18 protein-coding genes and 1 riboswitch are annotated in these 21,450 nt (G+C 70.8%); of the genes, 6 read left to right on the top strand and 12 right to left on the bottom strand.

Annotated elements, in window-relative coordinates; genetic code table 11:
* Window positions 1–77: 77 nt before the first annotated feature.
* Window positions 78–1,391 (bottom strand): Nramp family divalent metal transporter, encoded by a 1,314-nt coding sequence (locus tag HUO13_RS04215; RefSeq protein WP_211900183.1) that lies wholly within the window; start codon window positions 1,389–1,391, stop codon window positions 78–80.
* 149 nt (window positions 1,392–1,540) lie between these two features.
* Complete coding sequence (locus tag HUO13_RS04210) at window positions 1,541–2,173, bottom strand: NAD(P)-dependent oxidoreductase (RefSeq protein ID WP_211900182.1); 633 nt, start codon at window positions 2,171–2,173, stop codon at window positions 1,541–1,543.
* A 77-nt stretch (window positions 2,174–2,250) separates the two neighbouring features.
* Here HUO13_RS04210 and HUO13_RS04205 point away from each other — a divergent pair, with 77 nt between their 5' ends.
* The 3 genes from HUO13_RS04205 to pth all read left to right on the top strand — a co-directional run bounded on the left by HUO13_RS04205 (window position 2,251) and on the right by pth (window position 4,312).
* On the top strand, window positions 2,251–2,652 hold the full coding sequence (locus HUO13_RS04205; RefSeq protein WP_249124440.1) for a winged helix-turn-helix transcriptional regulator: 402 nt from the start codon (window positions 2,251–2,253) through the stop codon (window positions 2,650–2,652).
* A 365-nt stretch (window positions 2,653–3,017) separates the two neighbouring features.
* Window positions 3,018–3,650: a 50S ribosomal protein L25/general stress protein Ctc gene (locus HUO13_RS04200; RefSeq protein WP_211900181.1), complete on the top strand. Its 633-nt coding sequence runs from the start codon at window positions 3,018–3,020 to the stop codon at window positions 3,648–3,650.
* An 86-nt stretch (window positions 3,651–3,736) separates the two neighbouring features.
* On the top strand, window positions 3,737–4,312 hold the full coding sequence (pth, locus tag HUO13_RS04195; protein ID WP_211900180.1) for an aminoacyl-tRNA hydrolase: 576 nt from the start codon (window positions 3,737–3,739) through the stop codon (window positions 4,310–4,312).
* Between the two features lie 259 nt (window positions 4,313–4,571).
* Here pth and HUO13_RS04190 read toward each other — a convergent pair whose 3' ends face one another.
* The 10 genes from HUO13_RS04190 to metG all read right to left on the bottom strand — a co-directional run bounded on the left by HUO13_RS04190 (window position 4,572) and on the right by metG (window position 18,604).
* The gene (locus HUO13_RS04190) at window positions 4,572–6,221 is read right to left on the bottom strand and encodes a fatty acyl-AMP ligase (protein ID WP_211900179.1); all 1,650 of its coding nucleotides are present in this window, start codon (window positions 6,219–6,221) and stop codon (window positions 4,572–4,574) included.
* 121 nt (window positions 6,222–6,342) lie between these two features.
* Window positions 6,343–8,133: an ABC-F family ATP-binding cassette domain-containing protein gene (locus HUO13_RS04185; RefSeq protein WP_211900178.1), complete on the bottom strand. Its 1,791-nt coding sequence runs from the start codon at window positions 8,131–8,133 to the stop codon at window positions 6,343–6,345.
* 237 nt (window positions 8,134–8,370) lie between these two features.
* Window positions 8,371–9,327 carry a 4-(cytidine 5'-diphospho)-2-C-methyl-D-erythritol kinase gene (locus HUO13_RS04180; RefSeq protein ID WP_211902639.1) on the bottom strand — a complete coding sequence of 319 codons (957 nt, stop codon included), beginning with the start codon at window positions 9,325–9,327 and terminating at the stop codon, window positions 8,371–8,373.
* Between the two features lie 133 nt (window positions 9,328–9,460).
* Window positions 9,461–10,267: a MetQ/NlpA family ABC transporter substrate-binding protein gene (locus tag HUO13_RS04175; RefSeq protein ID WP_211900177.1), complete on the bottom strand. Its 807-nt coding sequence runs from the start codon at window positions 10,265–10,267 to the stop codon at window positions 9,461–9,463.
* 64 nt (window positions 10,268–10,331) lie between these two features.
* A complete protein-coding gene (locus tag HUO13_RS04170; RefSeq protein WP_249124439.1) occupies window positions 10,332–11,018 on the bottom strand; it encodes a methionine ABC transporter permease in 687 nt (228 codons plus the stop codon).
* Window positions 11,015–12,034, bottom strand: coding sequence for a methionine ABC transporter ATP-binding protein (locus tag HUO13_RS04165; RefSeq protein ID WP_211900176.1), 1,020 nt, complete (start codon window positions 12,032–12,034; stop codon window positions 11,015–11,017). The genes HUO13_RS04170 and HUO13_RS04165 overlap by 4 nt, the downstream gene beginning before the upstream one ends.
* A 264-nt stretch (window positions 12,035–12,298) precedes the next feature.
* A riboswitch (SAM riboswitch) is annotated at window positions 12,299–12,386 on the bottom strand.
* 309 nt (window positions 12,387–12,695) lie between these two features.
* Complete coding sequence (rsmA, locus tag HUO13_RS04160; RefSeq protein ID WP_249125031.1) at window positions 12,696–13,544, bottom strand: 16S rRNA (adenine(1518)-N(6)/adenine(1519)-N(6))-dimethyltransferase RsmA; 849 nt, start codon at window positions 13,542–13,544, stop codon at window positions 12,696–12,698.
* A 270-nt stretch (window positions 13,545–13,814) separates the two neighbouring features.
* Window positions 13,815–15,374, bottom strand: a complete 1,560-nt coding sequence (locus HUO13_RS04155) for a resuscitation-promoting factor (RefSeq protein WP_211900175.1) — start codon at window positions 15,372–15,374, stop codon at window positions 13,815–13,817.
* A gap of 472 nt (window positions 15,375–15,846) precedes the next feature.
* The gene (locus HUO13_RS04150; RefSeq protein WP_211900174.1) at window positions 15,847–16,728 is read right to left on the bottom strand and encodes a TatD family hydrolase; all 882 of its coding nucleotides are present in this window, start codon (window positions 16,726–16,728) and stop codon (window positions 15,847–15,849) included.
* 79 nt (window positions 16,729–16,807) lie between these two features.
* A complete protein-coding gene (metG, locus tag HUO13_RS04145; protein WP_211900173.1) occupies window positions 16,808–18,604 on the bottom strand; it encodes a methionine--tRNA ligase in 1,797 nt (598 codons plus the stop codon).
* A gap of 64 nt (window positions 18,605–18,668) precedes the next feature.
* Between metG and HUO13_RS04140 the strand changes: the two genes are divergently transcribed.
* The 3 genes from HUO13_RS04140 to HUO13_RS04130 all read left to right on the top strand — a co-directional run bounded on the left by HUO13_RS04140 (window position 18,669) and on the right by HUO13_RS04130 (window position 20,994).
* Window positions 18,669–19,229: a PadR family transcriptional regulator gene (locus HUO13_RS04140; protein ID WP_211900172.1), complete on the top strand. Its 561-nt coding sequence runs from the start codon at window positions 18,669–18,671 to the stop codon at window positions 19,227–19,229.
* Between the two features lie 69 nt (window positions 19,230–19,298).
* A complete protein-coding gene (locus HUO13_RS04135; RefSeq protein WP_211900171.1) occupies window positions 19,299–20,252 on the top strand; it encodes an ATP-binding cassette domain-containing protein in 954 nt (317 codons plus the stop codon).
* Window positions 20,242–20,994, top strand: a complete 753-nt coding sequence (locus tag HUO13_RS04130) for an ABC transporter permease (protein ID WP_211900170.1) — start codon at window positions 20,242–20,244, stop codon at window positions 20,992–20,994. Before HUO13_RS04135 ends, HUO13_RS04130 begins: the two co-directional genes overlap by 11 nt.
* Window positions 20,995–21,450: the final 456 nt, after the last annotated feature.

The raw sequence follows: 21,450 nt of genomic DNA, 5'->3' as shown, positions 1-21,450 counted from the left end.
GTGACACGGAGAGTCCCCGGCGCCAACGCTTTCTTGAGGCTTCAAATTTCCATCCAGGCGGCGAAGTGCCCCAACTCTCACTCGAACATGCCGATGATCTCGTTCACCGCCACTCCCACGAACAGCAGGAGGCACAGCGCGAGTATCGCGTTGGACAGCCACCGCGACCGGTGCGGCGCGGGCATGTGCGACTTCGAGTTGAGCAGGAAGAGCAGGGTGCCCGCCAGGAACGGCATGAACAGCGCGCCGAGCACGCCGTAGATGATCGTGAGCTGGAACGGCTTGCCAAGGAACAGCAGCAACATCGGCGGGAAGGTCAGCCACAGCAGGTAGATCCGGTACGGCGTGCTGTGCATGCCGGCCTTGTGGTCGTAGGTCTCGGCGGTCTCCTCCGGCGCCTCCTTCGGCATCCGCCAGGTCCGCCACCAGTCGGCGAACAGCAGGCTGACGCCGTTCCACACCCCGATCACCGAGGTGAACGCGACGGCGAAGAAGCCGACCAGGAACGGGATCCGCGCCCACTGGCCGTAGTCCACCGCGAGCCGCTCGCCGAGCGTGAGCAGTCCCTTGTCGCTCTCGGTCAGCTCCTGGCCGAGCAGGATCTCCGAACCCACCACCAGCATCGCGACCACGAAGATCCCGGTGGTGATGTAACCGACCGCGTTGTCGGTCCGCATGAACGGAATCCACTTCGGCGACCGCCAGCCCTTGGCGAAGGTCCAGTAGCCGTAGGCGGCCAGCGTGATGGTGCCGCCGACACCGCCCATCAGGCCGAGCACGTAGGCCACCGAGCCCTCCGGCAGCGACGGCGCCAGGCCCTTGGTCAGCTCGAACAGGTTCGGACCGACCATCAGCGCGGTACCCACGACGGTCACGAACATGATGCCGACCAGCACCGTCATGACCTTCTCGAGCAGGGCGTAGCGGCCGAACCAGACCAGGCCGAGCCCGGCCAGCCCGCACACCACCGCCCAGCCGCCGACCGGCAGGACCGGGAACATCGCGTTGAGCGGCAGCGCCGACGCCGACATCGCGGTGGCGCCGTAGATGAAGCCCCAGACCACGATGTAGACGCCGAAGTAGCCGGTCGCCCACCGGCCGAGCGTGCGCCAGCCCGAGAGCATCGTGCGGTTGGAGCCGAGGTGCCAGCGCCCGACGGCCTCGCCCAGCGCGAGCTTGAACGCGGTGCCCAGCACCACCGCCCAGAACAGCGCGTAGCCGTAGCGGGCGCCCGCGACCATGGTCGCGACCAGGTCGCCCGCGCCGACGCCGGTCGCCGCGGCCATGACCCCCGGGCCCACCTGCTTGAGGCGCGCCTTCCAGGTCGGTTCCGGGACGCCGTTGCCGTCTTCCGGGACCTCGTTGTCACCAGAGCTCGCGTTGGCAGCCATGCGGGTCAACTTAACCCCGGCGAAGCGCCCATATGCCCCTCGGCGATCAAACCGTGACGAGACCGCGCGTTCGGATGACGCCTGGCCGGCTCAGGGCGGGCGGCGCCGGGGCTGCCTCCGCGCCCCGGCGCCGTCCGCGCCCGTCAGTCTCAGTACGCCACCGTGAACCGGGAGCGCGAGTGCACGGCCGACTCCACCTCGTCGACGAAGGCGATCGCGTAGTCGTCACCGCCGATCGCGGAGACGCCTTCCTCATCGGTCAACAGCACGTCCCCGCCCGTCCGGTAGCGGCCGGTGCGCTCGCCGGGCGCGTACGAGCCGAAGACCGCCGCGGGGCTGAGGTAGAACCAGTCGACCTCCGCCGGCGCCTGGCGGAAGGCTTCCAGCACCTCGGCGTGCGAGCCCGCCTCGTCCTTGAACTCCGCCGGGAACTCCGGCGTGTCGATCAGCCGGGGCCCGTCCTCCGACACGCGCAGGCTGCCCGCACCGCCCACGACACCGATTCGCGCGCCGTGCTTGCGCGCCGCCGCGAACAGCCCCGGCACCGCGTCGAGCAGCTTGCGGCCGTCCTCCATCGGGCGGCCGGGGATCGCCACGGCGATCACGTCGGCACCGCTGGTCACATCGAGCACGAATGCCTCGTCGTGCAGCGAACCCGCGCGAGCGCCGGGCAGCGAACCCACGTTGCGCGCCACCGGGACGACCTCGTGGCCGCGCGCGGTGGCCTCCCGCATGATCGCGCCGCCCGCGAAGCCCGTCGCACCGAACAACACCAGTCGCATCGCTTACCTCCTCCTGCCTGGTACGGCGCGACGGTATCGATTGGTAACCAGTGACTTCAAAGTGGTATAAGTACCGTGTGGTTACCAATGACGGGACCGACGGTGCGCCGCTGGTCGCCGACGTGATGGATCCCCAGTGCCCGACCCGCGTCGTGCTCGACCGCATCGGCGACCGCTGGACCACGCTGGTCGTGCTCTTCCTGGAGTCCGGGCCGCTGCGCTTCACCGCGCTGCGCAAGGCGATCGGCGGCGTCGCGCCCAAGGTCCTCACCCAGACGCTGCGCGCTATGGAGCGCGACGGGTTGCTGATCCGCACCGTCCACGCGCAGGTCCCGCCGCGGGTCGACTACGAGCTCACCGCCCTCGGCAGGTCCCTGCTGGAGCCCATCCACGCTGTCACGGCGTGGGCCGAGCGCCACGTCACCGAAGTCCTCGACGCCCGCGACCGCTACGACGAAACCGCCGCGGCACACCCCTGATCCGCCGCAGCCGGTCCCGCGACGCGAGGGCGTTGCGTCGCCCGGACGCTCCGGGAGCATCCGGAACCACTGCGCCGCAGGAAGTTCCCACGCGGTTACCGTCCGCGTCACGCAACCCGATGCAGCGCGGTCCCGAAGCGCCTCTTAGACTGTTCGGGTTGCCTCGGCGAGGTCGGGTCGTTCGCCCGGCGTGATCGACGCGGCGGCATGGTGGCCGCCGACCCTTCTGGTCGGCCACACCGGTGCCGTTCGCACACCGGGTGCCGCATCCGGCACCGCGTCGTCTCACGCCGCGTAGCGCGCCCCGCCGCCGCAGGCCAGCGACCCATCCACGTCCCGCCCGACGTCACGAGGAGTGCAACACCGTGTCCGAGGTCCGTCTCACCGTCGAACCGCGCACCGAGTTCGGAAAGGGTGCCGCCCGCCGCACCCGCCGCGCCGGCAAGGTCCCCGCCGTCCTGTACGGCCACGGCGCCGACCCCAAGCACCTGTCCCTGCCCGCCGTCGAGTTCGCGCGTGCCATCCGTGAGAACGGGCACAACGCGGTCCTCACCCTCGAGGTGGCCGGCTCCAACAGCGAGCTCGCGCTCACCAAGACCATCACCACCCACCCGATCAAGAACTACATCGAGCACGTCGACCTGCTGCTGGTCCAGCGCGGCGAGAAGGTCACCGTGAACGTGCCGGTCGTGCTCAGCGGCGACGCCGGCCCGGGCACCCTGGTCACCCACGAGGTCACCGAGATCTCGGTCGAGGCCGAGGCGCTGCACATCCCGGAGCAGTTCGAGATCTCGATCGAGGGCGCCGAGGTCGGCACCCAGATCACCGCCTCGGAGATCGTGCTGCCGCGCGGCGTCCTGCTGCAGGCCGACGAGGACCTGCTGATCGTCAACGTCACCGAGGCCCCCTCCGAGGCCGAGATGGCCCCGGAGCTGGCTGAGGAGGAGGCCGCCGAGGGCGAGGCCGAGTCCACCGAAGCCGCGTCCGAAGAGGGCTGACCCCCTGACGCCGGGCGGGCGGCGCGCCGCACCAGCGGCGCGCCGTGCCCCTTCCGGCCGAACCTCCCCAGGAGAGACGGCGTCTCGTGAGCACACCCGAACCGATTGCGCTGATCGTCGGGCTCGGCAACCCCGGCCCCCGCTACGAGGGCAACCGGCACAACATCGGCTTCCTGGTCGCCGATGAGCTCGCCGCGCGCGTCGGCGGCAAGTTCAAGGCGCACAAGAGCGGCGCCGAGATCGTCGAGGGACGGCTCGGCGGCGTACGCGCGGTGCTCGCGAAACCGCGTTCGTTCATGAACCTTTCCGGCGGCCCGGTCGCCGGCGCGGCGAAGTTCTACAAGGTCCAGCCCGAGTCGCTGATCGTGATCCACGACGAGCTCGACCTGCCCTACGGCACGGTGCGGCTCAAGCGCGGTGGTGGCGAGAACGGCCACAACGGACTGCGCTCGATCAGCAAGTCCCTCGGCACCAAGGACTACCTGCGGGTGCGGTTCGGCATCGACCGCCCGCCGGGCCGGATGGACCCGGCCGACTACGTCCTCAAGGACTTCTCCGGCGCCGAGCGCAAGGAGCTCGCCTTCTTCGTCGACCTCTGCGCCGACGCCGTCGAGTCCCTCGCCAAGGAGGGGCTGGAAGCCGCGCAGAACCGCTTCCACTGACGCCGGTCACCTCCGAACGCGTGGTTCCCCGCCGCCAGGCCGCGGGTGCCGTTCTCAGTGTCTGCCTTTGGTCTTCGAAGCGGCGTAGCCGCTTGACCCAACGCCCGCAACCGGCATCGCCGCGGGTTCTCAGGCGTTCTCCGGCGAGGACAGCTTTTCGCAACGTATGGGCGATACGTCAGAAAGAGATCCCGGAGCCAGAGGGCGCCTGAGGTTCCGCCACGGGCCCCACCAACGCAAGGTGAGTCAAAGACAGGACTCAGTCCGCTGGCACCAGTTCCGCGGTGGCGGCCCGCCTTAGCTTGCCCGACGGCGTCTTGGGCAAGGTGCCCGGCCTGAGCACCACCACCGCCGACGGCCGCACGCCCACGGCGTCCACGACCCGCGCCGCGACCTCCTTGCGCAGCGCCTTCACCGCCGCTTCGTCGTCGGCGAGCCTGGACTCCAGGACCACCGCGAACCGCTCCCGCCTGGTCCCGGCCTCCTGCCGGACCGCGGCGGCGTTGCCCGCGCGCACCCCGTCGACCTCGCAGGCCGCGCGCTCGATGTCCACCGGGTAGATGTTGCGCCCGCCCATGATGATCACGTCCTTGCGGCGGCCGCAGATCACCACCTGCCCGTCGACCAGGTAGCCCTCGTCCCCGGTGTCCAGCCAGCCCTGCTCGTCCTGGGTCGCCAGCGGCCCGTCCACGGTCAGGTAGCCGGGGGTCACCGCCTCGCCGCGGATGCGCAACCTGCCGACCTCGCGCTCGCCGAGCTGCTTCCCCGCGTCGTCGACGACGTCGACCTCCAGCCCCGGCAGCGGCCTGCCCAGCAGGGCGAACCGCCGCTCGCGCGGCTCCCCGGCGCCCACCGGCACCGCGCGGCGCTGCTCCTCCAGCGCGCCCGCGTCGATCGTGTCGACCTCGATGCCGCGCCCGAGCGGCGCGAACGACACCGCCAGCGTCGACTCCGCCATCCCGAACGCGCACACCATGCAGTCGGGGCTGAGCCCGAAGCGGGCCCCCGCGTCGGTGAACGCGCGGGCGGCGGCCGGGTCGATCGGCTCCGCGCCGTTGAGCGTGAAGCGCAGCGTGGACAGGTCGAACTGGCCCTCGTCGGCACGTTCCATCCGGCGGCCGACCACGGCGTAGGCGAAGTTCGGCGCGGCCGTCACCGTCCCGCCGTAGCGGCTGATCAGCTCCGGCCAGAGCAGCGGGCGGGCCAGGAAGTCGGCGGGGGTGACCTTCACCGCCTCCATGCCGATCGCCATCGGCACGGTCAGGCAGCCGACCATCCCCATGTCGTGGAACAGCGGCAGCCACGACACCGCGACGTCGCGCTCGGGGACGAGCTCGGCGGCGGTGACCATGCCCCGCATGTTGGAGTGGAGGTTGCCGTGGGTGATCCGCACGGCCTTCGGGTCGGCGGTCGACCCGCTGGTGAGCTGCAGCAGCGCGGTCGCGTCCTCGCCGACCTCCACCGGGCCGGCCAGCGGCTCGCCGTCGAGCTCGGCCAGCAGGCGGTGCTCGATGGAGTTCTCGCTCAACAGCCCGGAGAGCTGGTCGAAGGGCGGACCTAGCAGGACCAGCCGCGCCCCGATCATGCGCAGCACGCGCAGCGTGTCCTGGGCCCAGTGCCCGAGGTCGGTGCGCGGAGTCGGCTGGTGCAGCATCGTCACGCTGCCGCCGCTGAGCCAGACGCCCTGCACGGCGGGTGCGATCAGACCCGGGTCGGCGGCCAGGATCGCCACCGCATCACCCGGGCGGACCTCGTCGCGCAACGCCCCGGCCATCCGCAGGGCGACCGAGTGCACCTCGGCCCACGTCCGGCGCCGGGGGTCGTCCGGCTCACCCGTCGTGAGCCCGCGAGCACCGTCTCCGGCGTTGGCGCGGGCGGACGCGACCACTTCGTCAACGAACCGACTCACGCTCGCAGCTTACGTCGGCGGTTGATCTACGGACAGTCTCGATCGGGTCGCGGTCGGTTTGCGGACTCCGCCGCGGCGATCGCGGACGCGCTGGTCGGCGACGGTGCGGCGGGCCTGTGGTTCAGCCGAGCTGGTCGGCCAGCTCCATCCAGCGCGTCTCGATGTCGTCCTTCTCCTGCTCGAGGGTGCGCAGGTCGGAGTTGAGCGACTGGAGCCGGTCCGGCTCGGTCGCGGCCTCGGCGAGCTTCTCGTGCAGCTCCGCCTCGCGCTTGCCCAGCTTGTCGAGCTGCCGCTCCAGCCTGCCGAGCTCCTTGCGCGCCGCGCGCTCCTCCGCGCCGGAGAGCCCGGCGGGCCTGGCGGCCTCCGCGGCGTCCCCGGCCTGCTTGCCGACGTTCTCCTCGGCCGCCGCCAGCAGCGAATGCCTGCGCTCCAGGTACTCCTCGATGCCGCCGGGCAGGTGTGTCAGCCGCCCGTCGCCGAACAGCGCGTGGACGCTGTCGCAGACCCGCTCGACCAGGTACCGGTCGTGGGAGACCACGATCAGCGTGCCCGGCCAGGTGTCGAGCAGGTCCTCCAGCTGCTGCAGGGTGTCGATGTCGAGGTCGTTGGTCGGCTCGTCCAGCACCAGGACGTTGGGCTCGGCCATGAGCAACCGGGCGAGCTGGAGCCGGCGGCGCTCACCGCCGGAGAGGTCCGAAACCGGCGTCCACTGCCTGCCCTTGCCGAACCCGAACCGCTCGCCCAGCTGCGAGGCCGTCAGCTCGTACTTGCCCAGCGTCACCCGCTCGGCGACGTCCTCGATCGCCTCCAGCACGCGCCAGTCCCCCGGCAGGTCGTGCAGCTCCTGCGTCAGGTGCGCCAGCCGGACCGTCTTGCCCTCGATCCGCTTGCCCGCGTCCGGATCGCGCTCACCGGCCAGCAGACGCAACAGCGTGGTCTTGCCGGAGCCGTTCACCCCGACCAGCCCGATCCGGTCGCCTGGGCCGATCAGCCAGGTCAGATCTTCCAGCAGCACGCGGTCGGCGATGCGCAGGTCGACGTTCTCCAGCTCCAGCACGGTCTTGCCGAGGCGGCGCTTGGCGAAGGTCACCAGCTCCACCGTGTCGCGCGGCGGCGGCACGTCGGCGATCAGCGCCTCGGCCGCCTCGACCCGGAAGCGCGGCTTCGACGTGCGGGCCTTGGCACCGCGCTGCAGCCACGCGAGCTCCTTGCGGGCGAGGTTCTGGCGCTTCTCCTCCGCCTGCTGCGCCAGCCGGGCCCGCTCCGCGCGGGCGAAGACCCAGTCGGCGTAACCGCCCTCGTACTGCTCCACCCGGCCCTGCGCGACCTCCCAGGTCCGGTTGCACACGGCGTCTAGGAACCAGCGGTCGTGGGTGACGATCACCAGCGCGCACCGCCGCTGCAGGAGGTGGTCGGCCAGCCAGCGCACACCCTCGACGTCGAGGTGGTTGGTCGGCTCGTCCAGCACCAGCAGGTCCAGTTCGCGCACCAGCGCGGCGGCCAGCGCGACCCGGCGGCGCTCGCCACCGGAGAAGTCGGCGACCGGGGTGTCCAGGCCCAGGCTCGTCATGCCCAGCCCGGTGAGCACCGACCGCACCTTGGCGTCGGCGGCCCACTCGTGCTCGGCTGTGAAGCCGTGCGGGTCCAGCACGGCGTTGCGGACCGTGGAACCCTCCGGCAGCTCGGTGCGCTGGGTGACCACGGCCATCCGCAGGTCGCGGGAGTGGCTGACCCGGCCGGAGTCGGGCTCCTCGCTGCCGGAGAGGACCTCCAGCAGCGTCGTCTTGCCACCGCCGTTGAGCCCGACGACCCCGATGCGGTCGGAGGCCCCGACCCCCAGCGACACCTCGTCCAGCAGCGGACGCACGCCGTAGCTCTTGCTCACCGATTCGAGGTTGATCAGGTTCACCATCGGGTGTTCGTTACTCCATTGGCGGTCGTGTGCGAAGCGCCGCAGGTTGCGGGGCCGGACTGCGATCCAGGGTCTCATCCTCGCGTCAGCAGGCTGGAACGCTGCGATCGGGTGCGGTTTGGCTGGAGGCTTCCTCGTGGCGTGGGCCACTCGGTTGTTGCGCTCCCAGAACTGTCATCCGTCCTTCGGACGGATGGTGCTTCGCACCATCGAAGGCCCCATCGGGGGCCTTCGACTTCAGGCATGCACCTGGGGCGGGGTCGGGCGGTCGGCTCGGTCGTCGGTGACCAGGCGGGCGCCGGGGACCGGGCCCTGGGCGACGCGGACCGTGCGGCAGACCCCCGCGCCGGAGAGCTCCGCCGCCACGCGCACCGCAGCGTCCGCGTCGGTGCACAGGAAGGCGCAGGTGGGGCCCGAGCCGGACACGATGCCCGCGAGGGCGCCCGCCTGCACGCCCGCGCGCAGGGTGCGGCGCAGACCGGGCCGCAGCGAGACCGCCGCCGCCTGAAGGTCGTTGCCGAGCAGCAGCGCGAGCTGCCTGGGGTCGCCGGAGGCCAGCGCCTCCAGCACCGGCTCCACCTCACCCACCCGGTTGGGCCGCGACTCCTCGCGCAGGCGGTCCAGCTCGCTGAACACCCCGGGCGTCTCCAGACCGCGCCGGTCCAGCGCGATCACCCAGTGGAAGGTGTGCCGGGCCAGCACCGGGATGAGCTGCTCACCGCGTCCGGTGCCCAGCGCGGTCCCGCCCTGGAGGGCGAACGGGACGTCGCTGCCGATGCCCGCCGCGATCCCGGCGAGCTCGTCGCGCCCCATCTCCAGCCGCCACAGGTGGTTCAGCGCCAGCAGCGCCGCCGCCGCGTCCGCACTGCCACCGGCCATGCCGCCCGCGACCGGGATGCCCTTGTTGATCGAGACCCGCACCCCCGGTTCGTCCGGGTCGCGGCCGCAGCGCTCGGCAAGTGCCCGCACGGCCTTCCACGCGAGGTTGCTGGGGCCGGTGGGCACCGAGTCGGCGCCCTCGCCGCGCACCTCGATGCCGGGCTCGTCGGCGATGTGCACGGTGACCTCGTCGGTCATCGACAGCGCCTGGAAGACCGTGACCAGCTCGTGGTAGCCGTCCTCGCGGGTGTCGCCGACCGACAGGTGCAGGTTCACCTTCGCCGGGACTCGGACGGTGATGGGTGTGGGTACCACGGAGAGCACCCTTAAAGCGTACGTGCCCGCGCGAGTCCGGCGCCGGGTTGCCCGCGAGCGAAACGCCGACGCCCCGCAGGACGTGCCTGCGGGGCGTCGGGAACCGCCGTGGCCGGCGGTCGAAGTGCCGCGATCAGGAGGCGGGGGTCACGCCCACGCCACCGTAGGTGCGGTTGATGTAGTCCTTGACCTCGGGCGAGCGCAGGATCTCGGCCAGCTTCTTGATCCGCGGGTCCTGCACCAGCTTCGAGCTGGTCACCAGGCCGTTCGCGTACGGGTTGTCCTGCGCGCTCTCGACCGCGATGGGGTTCTCGAGGTTGGCCTTGAGCGCGTAGTTGCCGTTGACCACCGCGGCCGCGGCGTCGTCGACCGAGCGCGGGAGCTGGTCCGGCGAGAGGTCCTTGAACTGGATGTTCTTCGGGTTCTCCGCGATGGCCGCGTCCAGCCGGGTGCCCACGGCCGCCTCCGGCTTGAGCTTGACCAGGCCGTTGGTCTCCAGCAGCTTCAGGCCGCGGAACTGGTTGGCCGGGTCGTTGGACAGCGTGACGGTGGCGCCGTTGGGCAGCTCCTGCACCGACTTGAACTGCTTGGAGTAGACCGCCAGCGGCTCCAGGTGTACCGGCTCCACCCACACCAGGTCACCGCCGCGCTCGGACTTGTACTGGTCGAGGTAGGGGATGTGCTGGAAGTAGTTGGCGTCGATCTCGCCGTTGGCGACCGCCTCGTTCGGGCGGTTGTAGTCGTCGAACTTCTCGATCTCCAGGTCGATCCCGGCCTTGGGGGCCAGCTCCCGGTCGACGTACTCCAGGATCTCCCCGTGCGGCTGCGGGCTGACCGCGACCGAGATCGGGGCGTTCGGGTCCTCGGCGGCGTCGGACCCACCGCAGGCGGCCAGCGCGAAGGCGGACACCGCCACCACGGCGGCAAGACGGGCACGCATCGATTGGTGTCCTTTCTGGACTTTCAGCTCGGGCGGCGGCCCGGTGGTCGACCAGGCCGCCCGCTCACGAGAGGTTCGCGGAACGGCGCCGGTCGACGACCTTCGCCGCGATGTCGGTGATCAGCTGCATCGCGAAGGCGAGCACGCCGAGGACGACCACGGAGCCGTACAGGATCCGGTCGTCGTAGCCCTGGTAGCCGTCCTGGATGGCGGTGGTGCCCAGGCCGCCGCCACCGATGGCGCCCGCCATCGCCGCGTAGCCGATCAGCGCCACCGCCGTCACGCCGACCGCACCGACCAGCGCCGCCCGCGCCTCGCCGAGCAGCACCGTCCACACGATGCGCAGCCGGCTCGACCCGGTGGTGATCGCGGCCTCCACGACGGTGAAGCTCACCTCGCGGATCGCGTTCTGGGTCAGCCGGGCGAAGAACGGGACGGCACCGATCGTCAGCGGGACGATCACCGCGGTACTGCCGATCGAGGTGCCGATCAGCAGCCGGGTGAACGAGGCGAGCACGACCAGCAGCACCACGAAGGGCACCGAGCGCACCACGTCCACGACCACGCCCAGGACGCGGTAGAGCACGGGTCTCGGGCTCAGCCCGGTGGGCGATGTCAGGTGCAGCAGCACTCCGAGCGGCAGTCCTCCGGCCACCGCCAGCAGGGTGGAGACCAGCACCATGTAGAGGGTTTGGCCAGTCGCCTCCCCCAGTAGTTCCAGGACCTCCGACCAGGGGGTCGCATCACTCACGCAGCAGCTCCGTCAACACAGACCGGCGCACGACGCACGTGCGCATCACGCTCGACCATCCACTTCAGCGCCGACTCCGCGCGCTCACCGCTGAGGCCGACCTTGAACTTGGCCACCGGCGTCTCACCTAGCCTGGTCAGGCCGCCGCCCAGGATGGACAGCTCGACGCCGAACCGGCTGGAGGCCTCGGGCAGCAGGGCGCCCACGGCGGCGAAGCCGACCAGGACCACCTCTGCGACCACGTCGTGGCCGTTCTTCGACGGCCTGAGCAGGTCGGCCTGGCCGGTCTCGGGCAGCAGCGTCTCGCCGATCCGGCTGCCGGGCTCGGCGACCAGGTCGAGCACCTTGCCGTGCTCGACCACGCGGCCCTGCTCCAGCACGGCGACGTCGTCGGCGATCCGGCGCACCACGGCCATGTCGTGGGTGACCACCAGGACGGTGACGCCCAGCTCGGAGCGGGCGCGGTCCAGGACCGTCAGCACCGAGTCGGTCGTGCCCGGGTCCAGCGCGGAGGTCGGCTCGTCGGCCAGCAGCACGGAGGGCTTGGCGGCCAGTGCGCGGGCGACCGCGATGCGCTGGCGCTGCCCGCCGGAGAGCTGGTCGGGGTACACCGACGCCTTGTCGGTCAGCCCGACCAGGTCCAGCAGCTCGCCGACGCGGCTGCGGCGCTGCGGCCCGGCCACCCCCGCCGCCTCCAGCGGAAGCGCGACGTTGCCCGCGGCGGTGCGCTGCCGCAGCAGCGAGTCGCCTTGCGGCACAACGCCGATCTGGCGGCGCGCGGCGCGCAGGGCCTTGCCGTCCAGGGCGACCAGGTCGGTGCCGTCGACCCGGATCGCGCCGCTGTCGGGCTTCTCCAGCAGGGCGATGCAACGGGCCAGAGTGGACTTGCCCGCGCCGCTGGGGCCGACCACGCCGCACACGGCGCCCGCCGGCACCTCCATCGACACACCGTCCAGGGCGACGACGTTGCTCTTGTTGTGCTGGAAGGACTTTGTGAGGTTCTCGACTGTGATCACGATCGGCTCCGCATCAGCTCAAACCGGATCCGCGGGCCTGCCCCGCGCAGCGCGCGGCGCGGCCTGGCGGCCGGAAGGGAAGGGGGTCGGGGAGAGGGACTACGAAGTCACGCCTCGCGACGACAGCCAGTCGTCGTCCGTCGCCCGTGATCGATGACGCGGCGCTGCGTCAACAGCAACTTGGGGTATCCGCGGCCGGACCGTCCCCGCCCAGCGGGGAGCGCACGTGCGTGCGGGCTGCGTACCAGAGTCTTGGACACCACAACTCCATCGGGCCTGGCGTTAGCACCTGCCCATCGGGTGGTTGCTGCGGCGTCGCGGAGCCAGGTCTCTCGGCCGCTCGGGATGGATTTCCCGAATAGTAGACCCCACTGGCAGGACCGCACGCAAGTTGATAGTGGTCACTTTCCGAAATCGTTCTATACATCACACGCTCGGACGAGCGGGAATTTTCAGTCCCGCCAAGGTGTTTGGCGTGACCCTGCGTAGCAGAACGATGACTGCCGACAAGCCGCCGATCGAGTGGTCTCAACCCGAACGCGGACCTCGGCCGGCACCCCGCCCGCGCTCCCCGGTTCCCATCGCCTGGGAGCGCGACAACCCCTGCTCAGCCACTCGGCACGCGTGAGCCTTTTGGACTGCCAGAGCGTCCGGATGAGCGCTACGCAGGCTCGGCTTTCGCGGCTTCCGCGATCCGGGCGAAGTCGGTGATCTCCAGCTGCTCGCCCCGCGCGGCCGGGTCGACGCCGGCCGCGCGCAGCAGCCCCTCCGCTCGCGCCGCCGAGCCCGCCCATCCCGACAGCGCCGCGCGCAGGGTCTTGCGCCGCTGGGCGAAGGCCGCGTCGACCACCCGGAAAACCTCCTCGCGCGCCACCTCCGACGGCGGCTCGACGCGGGTGAACGACACCAGCCCGGAGTCCACATTGGGCACCGGCCAGAAGACGTTGCGCGGCACCGGGCCCGCGCGCCGCACGTCGGCGAACCACGCCGCCTTCGCGCTCGGGACGCCGTAGGTCCGGTTGCCCGGCCTGGCCGCCATCCGGTCGGCGACCTCCGACTGCACCATGACCAGGCCGTGCCGCAGGGTCGGCAGCTCCGCGAGCAGGTGCAGGACCACCGGCACCGCGACGTTGTAGGGCAGGTTCGCCACCAGTGCGGTGGGGCTGCGGTCGCCGAGGGCCTCGGCCCGCACGCGCATCGCGTCGGCCTCCACCACGCGCAGCCGGCCGGCCAGCGCCGGGGAGTACTCGCTCGCGGTGCGCTCCAGCCTCGCGGCCAGCACCGGATCGATCTCCACCGCCGTCACAGCGCCGGCGACGGGCAGCAGGGCCAGCGTCAGCGATCCGAGGCCCGGTCCGACCTCGAGGACGACGTCCTCGGCTGTCAGCGACGCCGAAGCGACGATGCGGCGCACCGTGTTCGGGTCGTGCACGAAGTTCTGGCCGAGCTTCTTGGTCGGCCGGATGCCCAGCTCCTCGGCGAGCCGGCGCACGTCGGCGGGCCCGAGCAACCGGGCACCGGCCGTCGCAGCCCCCGGATGCGCTTCCGCGGTCCCCGGGTCGGCGGCACGATCACCGGAAGCCGCGATCCCCTGCTCGCCGGCCCCCTGCCCGGGTGTCCACCCTTCGGGTCTGCGCTGGTCATCCACACCGAAAAAGTACCCGGGCCGCGCACCCGCGTTCATGGCGACCCGGCGCACCAGCCCTGGAACCGGAAAACGCGTGTCCCGTTCCCCGCAGCGCAGGGAACGGGACACGCGTTGAGCACGCCCGCGTCGGGGTCAGTCCAGGTTGAGCTTGGACGAGCAGTGCGGCCAGGCGCCGTAGCCGCCGCGGGAGTCGCGGACCTTGGTCGCGACCGCGATCTGCTGCTCCCGGCTCGCCTGGTGCGGGTAGGCGGCGTACTGCGAACCGCCGTTGGCGTCCCAGGTCCTCTTGTCGAACTGCAGGCCGCCGTAGTAGCCGTTGCCCGAGTTCATCGCCCAGTTGCCGGTGGCCTCGCACTGCACCAGCTTGTCCCACACGGCGCTGTCCGGCGACGGCTTGCCGCCGACGCGCACGACCTTCGGCTCGGCCGGCTTGATGATCTTCTCGCCGACGGCCTCGCGGTCGGTCTCCTCGCCGTTGCGGGTGGTGACCCGGGTGAAGACGATCTTCTCGCCGGGCGCGCCCGGCTTCTCGACCTTCTCCTCGCCCTTGAACATCGTGTTGTCCACGATCTCCTGGACCGGCGGCGGGATCGGGGTGGTCACGTTGATCACGGTGCTGCCGGTCCGGTCGATGCGGACATCGGCGCCGTCGGTGATCTTCTGGTCGGAGCCGGGGGTGACGTGGTCCTCCGGCCCGATGTCGAGCTTCTGCTCCTTGATCAGCTCGTCGACCGTGACCGCGGTGGTGTCGAGCCGGCGGGGCTCGTTGGCGCCGTCGAAGACGGTGATCGACTTCTTGGTCTTGACGACCAGGTCCATGCCCTGCTCGGGCACCGCCATCGCGCGGTTGGCCGACAGCCACGCCCCGTCGGCGCGCACGCCGAGCTGGCGCAGCGCCTGGTCGACGGTGACCGAGCGGACCCACTGCTCGCGCTGCTCGCCGTCGACGGTCAGCTTGAGCAGCCTGCCGCGGTCGAGCGTGATGGTGTCGCCGTGGTCGATCTTGGAGGTCGGCGACGGGCTGAGCGCGTCGTGCTCGCCGACCTTGATGCCCTCGTCCTCGAGGACCTCGCCGACGGTGCTGTCCCAGGTGTTGACGGTCCGCTCCTGGCCGTCGACCTCGACCGTGACGGACTTGTCCATCGCGGCGGCGGCGCCACCGGTGCCGGTCATGGTCAGGATGACCGCGGTGACCGCGCCCTTGAGGAAGGTGCGCTTCCAGGAGCTGATCGCCTCGACGACCTCCGGCGGCGGGCCGTCGGCACCGTCGGTCTCGGGGACGGTGTCCGGGATGACCAGCGGCGGCAGCACCGTGGTCTCGGCGTTGATGAGGCGGATGACCTCGTCGACGTCGATCTCGGCCGTGGCGAGCATGTCCTCGGCCTGCGGCCCGAGCGCGTCGAAGATGTCCTGCGGGGTGATCTCCAGCGCACCGGGCGGGAAGCTGGGGTGGTCCTCGGCCGGGTAGGCCGGGTACGGCCGGGAGTCCGGCCGGTCGAGCACACCTACGGCGCTGTGGCGGGCTGTCATCTCGGCCGCCCAGGCGTCGTGCTGCGCCGGGTGTCCCGGCTGCTGCACCTGCCCGCCGACCGGGGTGAACCAGTCCGTTGATGCGTCGAAGGAATCGGCCCAGTAGGCCTCGTCATATCCGGGATATCCGGTATGCGAACCGGGCGTGCCGCGTCCGTTCACAGGGTCGTTACCTCCCGAAGGCGGAAGTAGCGCTCCGGCAGGGGACGTGTCCGGCGGCCGTGTTCATCCACGACCGGACACCGTTCATCCCCAGCACGGTTGCGCATAACCTTCGTGCTTCGTTTTGCGTCCGACTCCCGTAGCCAAGCGCCGTCCTAGCCGACCCCGAACCGTGGCTGGTTCGCGGATCCGGCTTCCCCGACGGACACCGGCGGCGACTAGCGGGTGTTCCCGACGACCGCTTTGTCATCGGTTACGAGGCCGAGACTCTAGCGTGATCAGGAGGTGCTGCCAAGAACCCGGATTCGCGCTGTGAGTTGCATTACCCCGTTTTGCGGCGCAACTTCGTACCGTGAGTCACAGATGATCTTCACCTTGGACTGGAAGGCTGTCACCCCATTGCGCCGAACGGCCCAAGCCCAAGGCACGTATCGGGCAAGTTTCGTAGCTATGAGTGACTCTTTGCGCTATGTCACAACGTGCCGGAACCGCCCGCTCCGACCTGGTTCGACCGGTTCTGCGCCACTTCGCCGAGCCGGAAGGTCCGTTCGGCGGTCTCGGTCGTGGCTACAACCAGTTCCTCGACGCTCACCCCACGGAGTTCAGCGAGCGCCCGAAGGGTGTAATTCGCGCAGTACGGCTCATTGGGCCTGCCGCGGTACGGGTGCGGGGTGAGGAACGGGGCGTCGGTCTCCACGAGCATCTGCTCGGCCGGGACGAGCCGGGCCGCCTCGTGCAGCGCCTGGGCGTTGCGGAAGGTCGCGGTGCCCGCGAAGGACAGCACGTAGCCCGCGTCGACGCACCTGCGCGCGAAGTCGGCGTCGCCGGAGAAGCAGTGGAAGACCACCGTCGACGGGGCGCCTTCCTCGTCCAGGATGCGCAGGATGTCCTCGTGGGCCTCGCGGTCGTGGATCATCAGCGGCTTGCCGACCCTCTTGGCGAGGTCGATGTGCCATCGGAAGGCCTCCTGCTGCGGCTCCGGCGGCGAGTAGTCCCAGTAGTAGTCCAGACCGGTCTCGCCGACAGCGACCACGCGCGGGTGCCGCGAGAGCTCCTCCAGCGCCTCGCGGTCGCCTTCGTCGAAGTCCTTGGTGCGGGTGGGGTGCAGCGCCACCGCGGCGAACACGCGGTGGTCCCATGTGGACGCATCGGCCGCCCAGCGGGCGGAGGCGATGTCGTCGGCCACCGTGACGACCCGGCCGACGCCCGCGGCCTGCGCGCGATCCACGATGGCCCGCACGTCATCGGCCGTCGAAGCGCCGCAGGCGTCGAGGTGGGTGTGCGAGTCCACCGCGGACGCCGGCAGCGCCTCCGGCGCCGGCGGCAGCTCGCGCCTGCTGTCCCGCTTGCTCATCCAACCCTCCACAATCAGCAGGGCACTCCCGGAATCCACCCGGGAGTGCCCAGTCGTCACGGCAGCGGCGGACTACGCCTCACGCCTTCTCGATCGGCGCCCACTCCGGCCCCGTCTCGCCCAGCGCCGCGTCGAGCTTGGCGAACAGCGGTGTCGGCTTGTGCAGCGGACGTCCGACCTCGATCTCCTTGGACTCCCAGCTCGCCTGCTCGGCGGCGTAGTCGCCCATCAGCACCGGGTACTCGCGCTCGGGGACGTCCAGGTCGGACACCTCCCGCAGCTCCGGCTGCGCCGACCAGACGCCGGTGCCGCCGAGCAGCTCGTGCACCTTCTGCGCGGAGTGCGGCAGGAAGGGCGTGAGCAGCGTGTTGGCGTCGGAGACCACCTGCAGCGCGGTGTGCAGCACCGCGTCGCGGCGGTCGGGGTCGTCCTTGAGCTTCCACGGCTCCTGGTCGGACAGGTACTTGTTGGCCGCCGAGACGACCCGCATGGCCTCCTGCGCGGCGAGCTTGAACCGGGACCGCTGCAGGTTCGCGCCGACGGTCTCGAAGGCGTTGCGCGACAGGGCCTTCAGCTCCTCGTCAGCGGCCTTCGGGGCGGTCGGCGCCGGTACCGCGCCGTTGTTCTTCGCGGCCATCGACACCGAGCGGTTGACCAGGTTGCCCCACTCGTTGGCCAGCTCGAAGTTGGTGCGGCGGACGAACTCGTCCCAGGTGAAGTCGGTGTCCTGGTTCTCGGGGCCTGCCACCGAGATGAAGTAGCGCAGGGTGTCCGGGCCGAACTCGCGCAGGAAGTCGCGCACGTAGATTACGGTGCCGCGCGAGGTCGAGAACTTCGAGCCGCTCATGGTGAGGAACTCGCTGGAGACGATCTCGTCGGGCAGGTTGAGCTGCCCGAACGGGCCGACCTCGCCGCCCTTGTCGCCCTGGCCGTTGTGGCCCATCAGCAGCGCGGGCCAGATCTGGGCGTGGAAGGTGATGTTGTCCTTGCCCATGAAGTAGTAGCCCTGGGCCGAGGGGTCGGTCCAGAACTGCTTCCAGGCGTCGCGGTCGCCGGTGCGGCGGGCCCACTCCACGCTGGCCGAGAAGTAGCCGATGACGGCGTCGAACCAGACGTAGAGGCGCTTCATCGACTGGTCGCGCCAGCCGTCCAGCGGGATCGGCACGCCCCAGTCCAGGTCGCGGCTGATCGCCCGGGGCCGCATGTCCTCGACCAGGTTCTGGGTGAACTTCAGGACGTTGGACCGCCAGCCGGTGCGGGTGGAGAGCCACTTGCCCAGCGACTCGGTGAACGCCGAGAGGTCGAGGAACAGGTGCTCGGTCTCGACGAAGTCGGGCTTCTCGCCGTTGATCCGGGAGACCGGGTTGATCAGCTCGGCCGGGTCGAGCTGGTTGCCGCAGTTGTCGCACTGGTCGCCGCGCGCGCCGTCGTAGCCGCAGATCGGGCAGGTGCCCTCGATGTAGCGGTCCGGCAGCGTGCGGCCGGTGCTCGGGCTGATCGCGCCGGTGGTCGTCTTCGGGACGATGTAGCCGTTGCGGTGCAGCGCGAGGAAGATCTGCTGCACGACCTCGTAGTGGTTGCCGGTGGTGGTCCGGGTGAACAGGTCGTAGGACAGCCCGAGTCCCTGGAGGTCCTCGGTGATCACCCGGTTGTACTTGTCGGCGAGCTCGCGGGTGCTCAGGCCCTCCTTGTCGGCCTGGACCGAGATCGGGGTGCCGTGCTCGTCGGTCCCGGACACCATGAGCACCCGGTTGCCCGCCATTCGCTGGTAGCGCGAGAAGACGTCGGAGGGCACACCGAAGCCGGAGACGTGGCCGATGTGCCGCGGACCGTTGGCGTAGGGCCAGGCCACAGCGGTCAACACAGAGGCACTCATGTTCCATAGCCTACGTTCGGGGGGCGGTGCGCCTCGAACGGGTTCTGGTTTGCGCGGAGGGCGGATGTCGGCGACGAAACTGCTGGTACTCGGCGTGCTGCGGATGCACGGCCGGGCGCACGGCTACCAGGTGCGCAGAGAGCTGCTGTCCTGGTCGGCCGACCGGTGGGCCAACGTCCGGCAGGGCTCGATCTACAACGCGCTGCGCAAGCTGGCCAAGGACGGGCTGCTCGCGCAGGAGGAGGCCGAACCCGGCGAGGCGGGCCCCGAGCGCACCGCCTACCGGCTGACCGAAGACGGCGAGGCCGAGTTCGACCTGCTGCTGCGGCGCACCCTGGTGGACCCGGACTCCGGCATCGCGATCAGCGCCGCGATCCCCTTCCTGCCCTTCGTCGGGCGCAAGGAGCTGATCGACCTGCTCTCCCACCGCCGGGTGAAGACCGAGTCGGCGCTGGCCACGACCCGCCACCTGCTGGAGGGCAACGACGAGATGGGCAAGCCCGCCCACGTCAGGGAGCTGTTCCGGCTCTGGGCGATCGGCGTGGAGGCCGACCTGCGCTGGATCGACGAGCTGGTCGGGCGGCTGGAGGCCGGCGAGTACCGGCTCGCGGACGAAGCCGAGTAGTCAAAGTTGACCAAACATCAGCCGATGCCCCATGCTTGCCGAGTAGTCAAACTTGACCAAAGGAGGCGCATGATCCACGCAAGCGGGCTGAGCCACCGCTTCCGGACGAAGCAGGGGCCGGTCGACGCCGTTCGCGGGGTGGACATCGACATCGCGGAAGGCGAGATCGTCGGTTTCCTCGGCCCCAACGGCGCGGGCAAGACCACCACCATGCGGATGCTGACGACCCTGCTGCCGCCGACGGCGGGCGAGGCGACCGTCGCGGGCTGCGACCTGCGCACCGACCCGTTCGGCGTCCGGCGCCGCATCGGCTACGTGCCGCAGAGCGGGTCGGCGGGCATGGACCGCAGGGTCGGCGACGAACTGCGCACGCAGGGCCGCTTCCACGACCAGTCCAAGTCCGAGGCGCGCCGGAAGTGCGCCGAACTGCTCGACCGGTTCGCGCTGGCCGACCTCGACCGGCGCTCGGTGGCAGCCCTGTCCGGCGGCCAGCGCCGCCGGCTCGACATCGCGCTCGGCCTCATCCACGCCCCGCGCCTGCTGTTCCTCGACGAGCCGAGCACCGGCCTCGACCCCCACAGCCGCGCCAACCTCTGGGAACACGTCCACGCGCTGCGCGCCGAACACGGCACAACTGTCCTGATCAGCACGCACTACCTCGACGAGGCCGACGCGCTGTGCGACCGGCTGCTGGTGATCGACCACGGCCGGATCGTCGCCACCGGCACCCCGGACGAGCTCAAGCAGCGGGTGTCGGGCGACCTGGTGGTGTTCACCTGCACCGACCCGGCCACTGCCGCGACGGCCGTGCGGGCCATGCCGGAGGTGACCGACCTCCGCGCCGAAGGCGGCGAGGTCCGTTTCAGGACCCCACGGGGCGACACCGCGCTCGCGGCCCTGCTCCATCAGCTCGGCTCCGCGGCAATCACCCCGCAGTCCCTACGCGTCGAGCGCCCCAGCCTCGACGACGTGTTCCTCGAACTGACCGGCCACAGCCTGCGGGAGGCATCAGTTGCGGCGTAACTCCTGGCTCACCGACACCTGGCTGATCTTCCGGCACGCGATCGACCCCACGCTGCGCAACCCGCTCGTCCTGGCGATCGGCCTGGTCCAGCCACTGCTCTACCTGCTGCTGTTCGGCCCGCTGCTCGTCACCGGCCTGCCCGGCGCGTCGTGGGAGGGCTTCCTGCCCGGAATCCTGGTGATGCTGGCGATGTTCGGCGCCGGCTTCGCCGGCTTCTCCCTCATCCCCGACCAGCGCGCCGGGGTGCTCGAGCGGATGCGGGTGAGCCCGCTGAGCAGGACGGCGTTGCTGCTCGGCAGGGTCCTGCGCGACACAACCCTCGTCGTCGTGCAGGCCGTGCTGATCACCGCGCTGGCGGCCCTGCTGTTCGGGCTCACCGCCCCGTTCACCGCCATCCTGCTCGGACTCGGCGTGCTGGCGCTGCTGAGCATCACGCTGGCAACCGCCTCGTACCTGCTCGCACTCCGGCTGACCAACGAGTACGAGTTCGCCCCCGTCGTGCAGAGCCTGTCGATGCCCCTGCTCCTGCTGTCGGGCTTCCTGATCCCGATGGACGCCGGCCCCGACTGGCTCCGGCTGCTCTCACGACTCAACCCCATGACCTACGTGGTCGACGCCGAACGCAGCCTGTTCGCAGGCGAGGGAATGTCCCCGGAAACCCTCACCGGCATCGGCGTGTCGGCAGCACTGGCCACCCTGACATTGCTGCTCGGCACCCGCGCCTTCCGCACAGCGCGCTAGCCAACACACAGGCGGTGCCTGGTTCTCATCCCGTCGACCTGGCGCCAGCCCGATCAGACCGGGTCAAGGGGGCCCACTCCATGCCAACCGCACGCTGCCTCGAAAAATCGCCCCCTTGACGCGGTCTGATAGCCCTCGTGGAGGTCGACGGGATGAGAACCGCCAACCCCACCCCACCGCAGCATCCCCCGAAAACCCACTCATCCCGGAGACCTGCCGGGGGCCTGGGGGCGGCGAGCGCCCCAGAAACCCCCCTCTGAAAGCGACCCGCGAAGCCAGGGTGAGTACGTCGAAAACCCCGCGCCCCCACTCCCAAAGTGACCCGCCAGCCCCCGCTGGATGCGTCGAAACCCGGCGCGCCCCCGCTCCCAAAGCGCGCCGCCAGCCCCACCAGATGCGTCGAAAACCGGCGCGCCACCACCCCCAAAGTGACCCGCGATGTCAAGGCCGCTACCC

The sequence above is a fragment of the Saccharopolyspora erythraea genome (assembly GCF_018141105.1).
In the GTDB taxonomy this organism is placed as follows: domain Bacteria; phylum Actinomycetota; class Actinomycetes; order Mycobacteriales; family Pseudonocardiaceae; genus Saccharopolyspora_D; species Saccharopolyspora_D erythraea_A.
The sequence above is the reverse complement of the archived record's forward strand: the minus strand, read 5'-3'. Positions and strand labels throughout refer to the sequence as shown.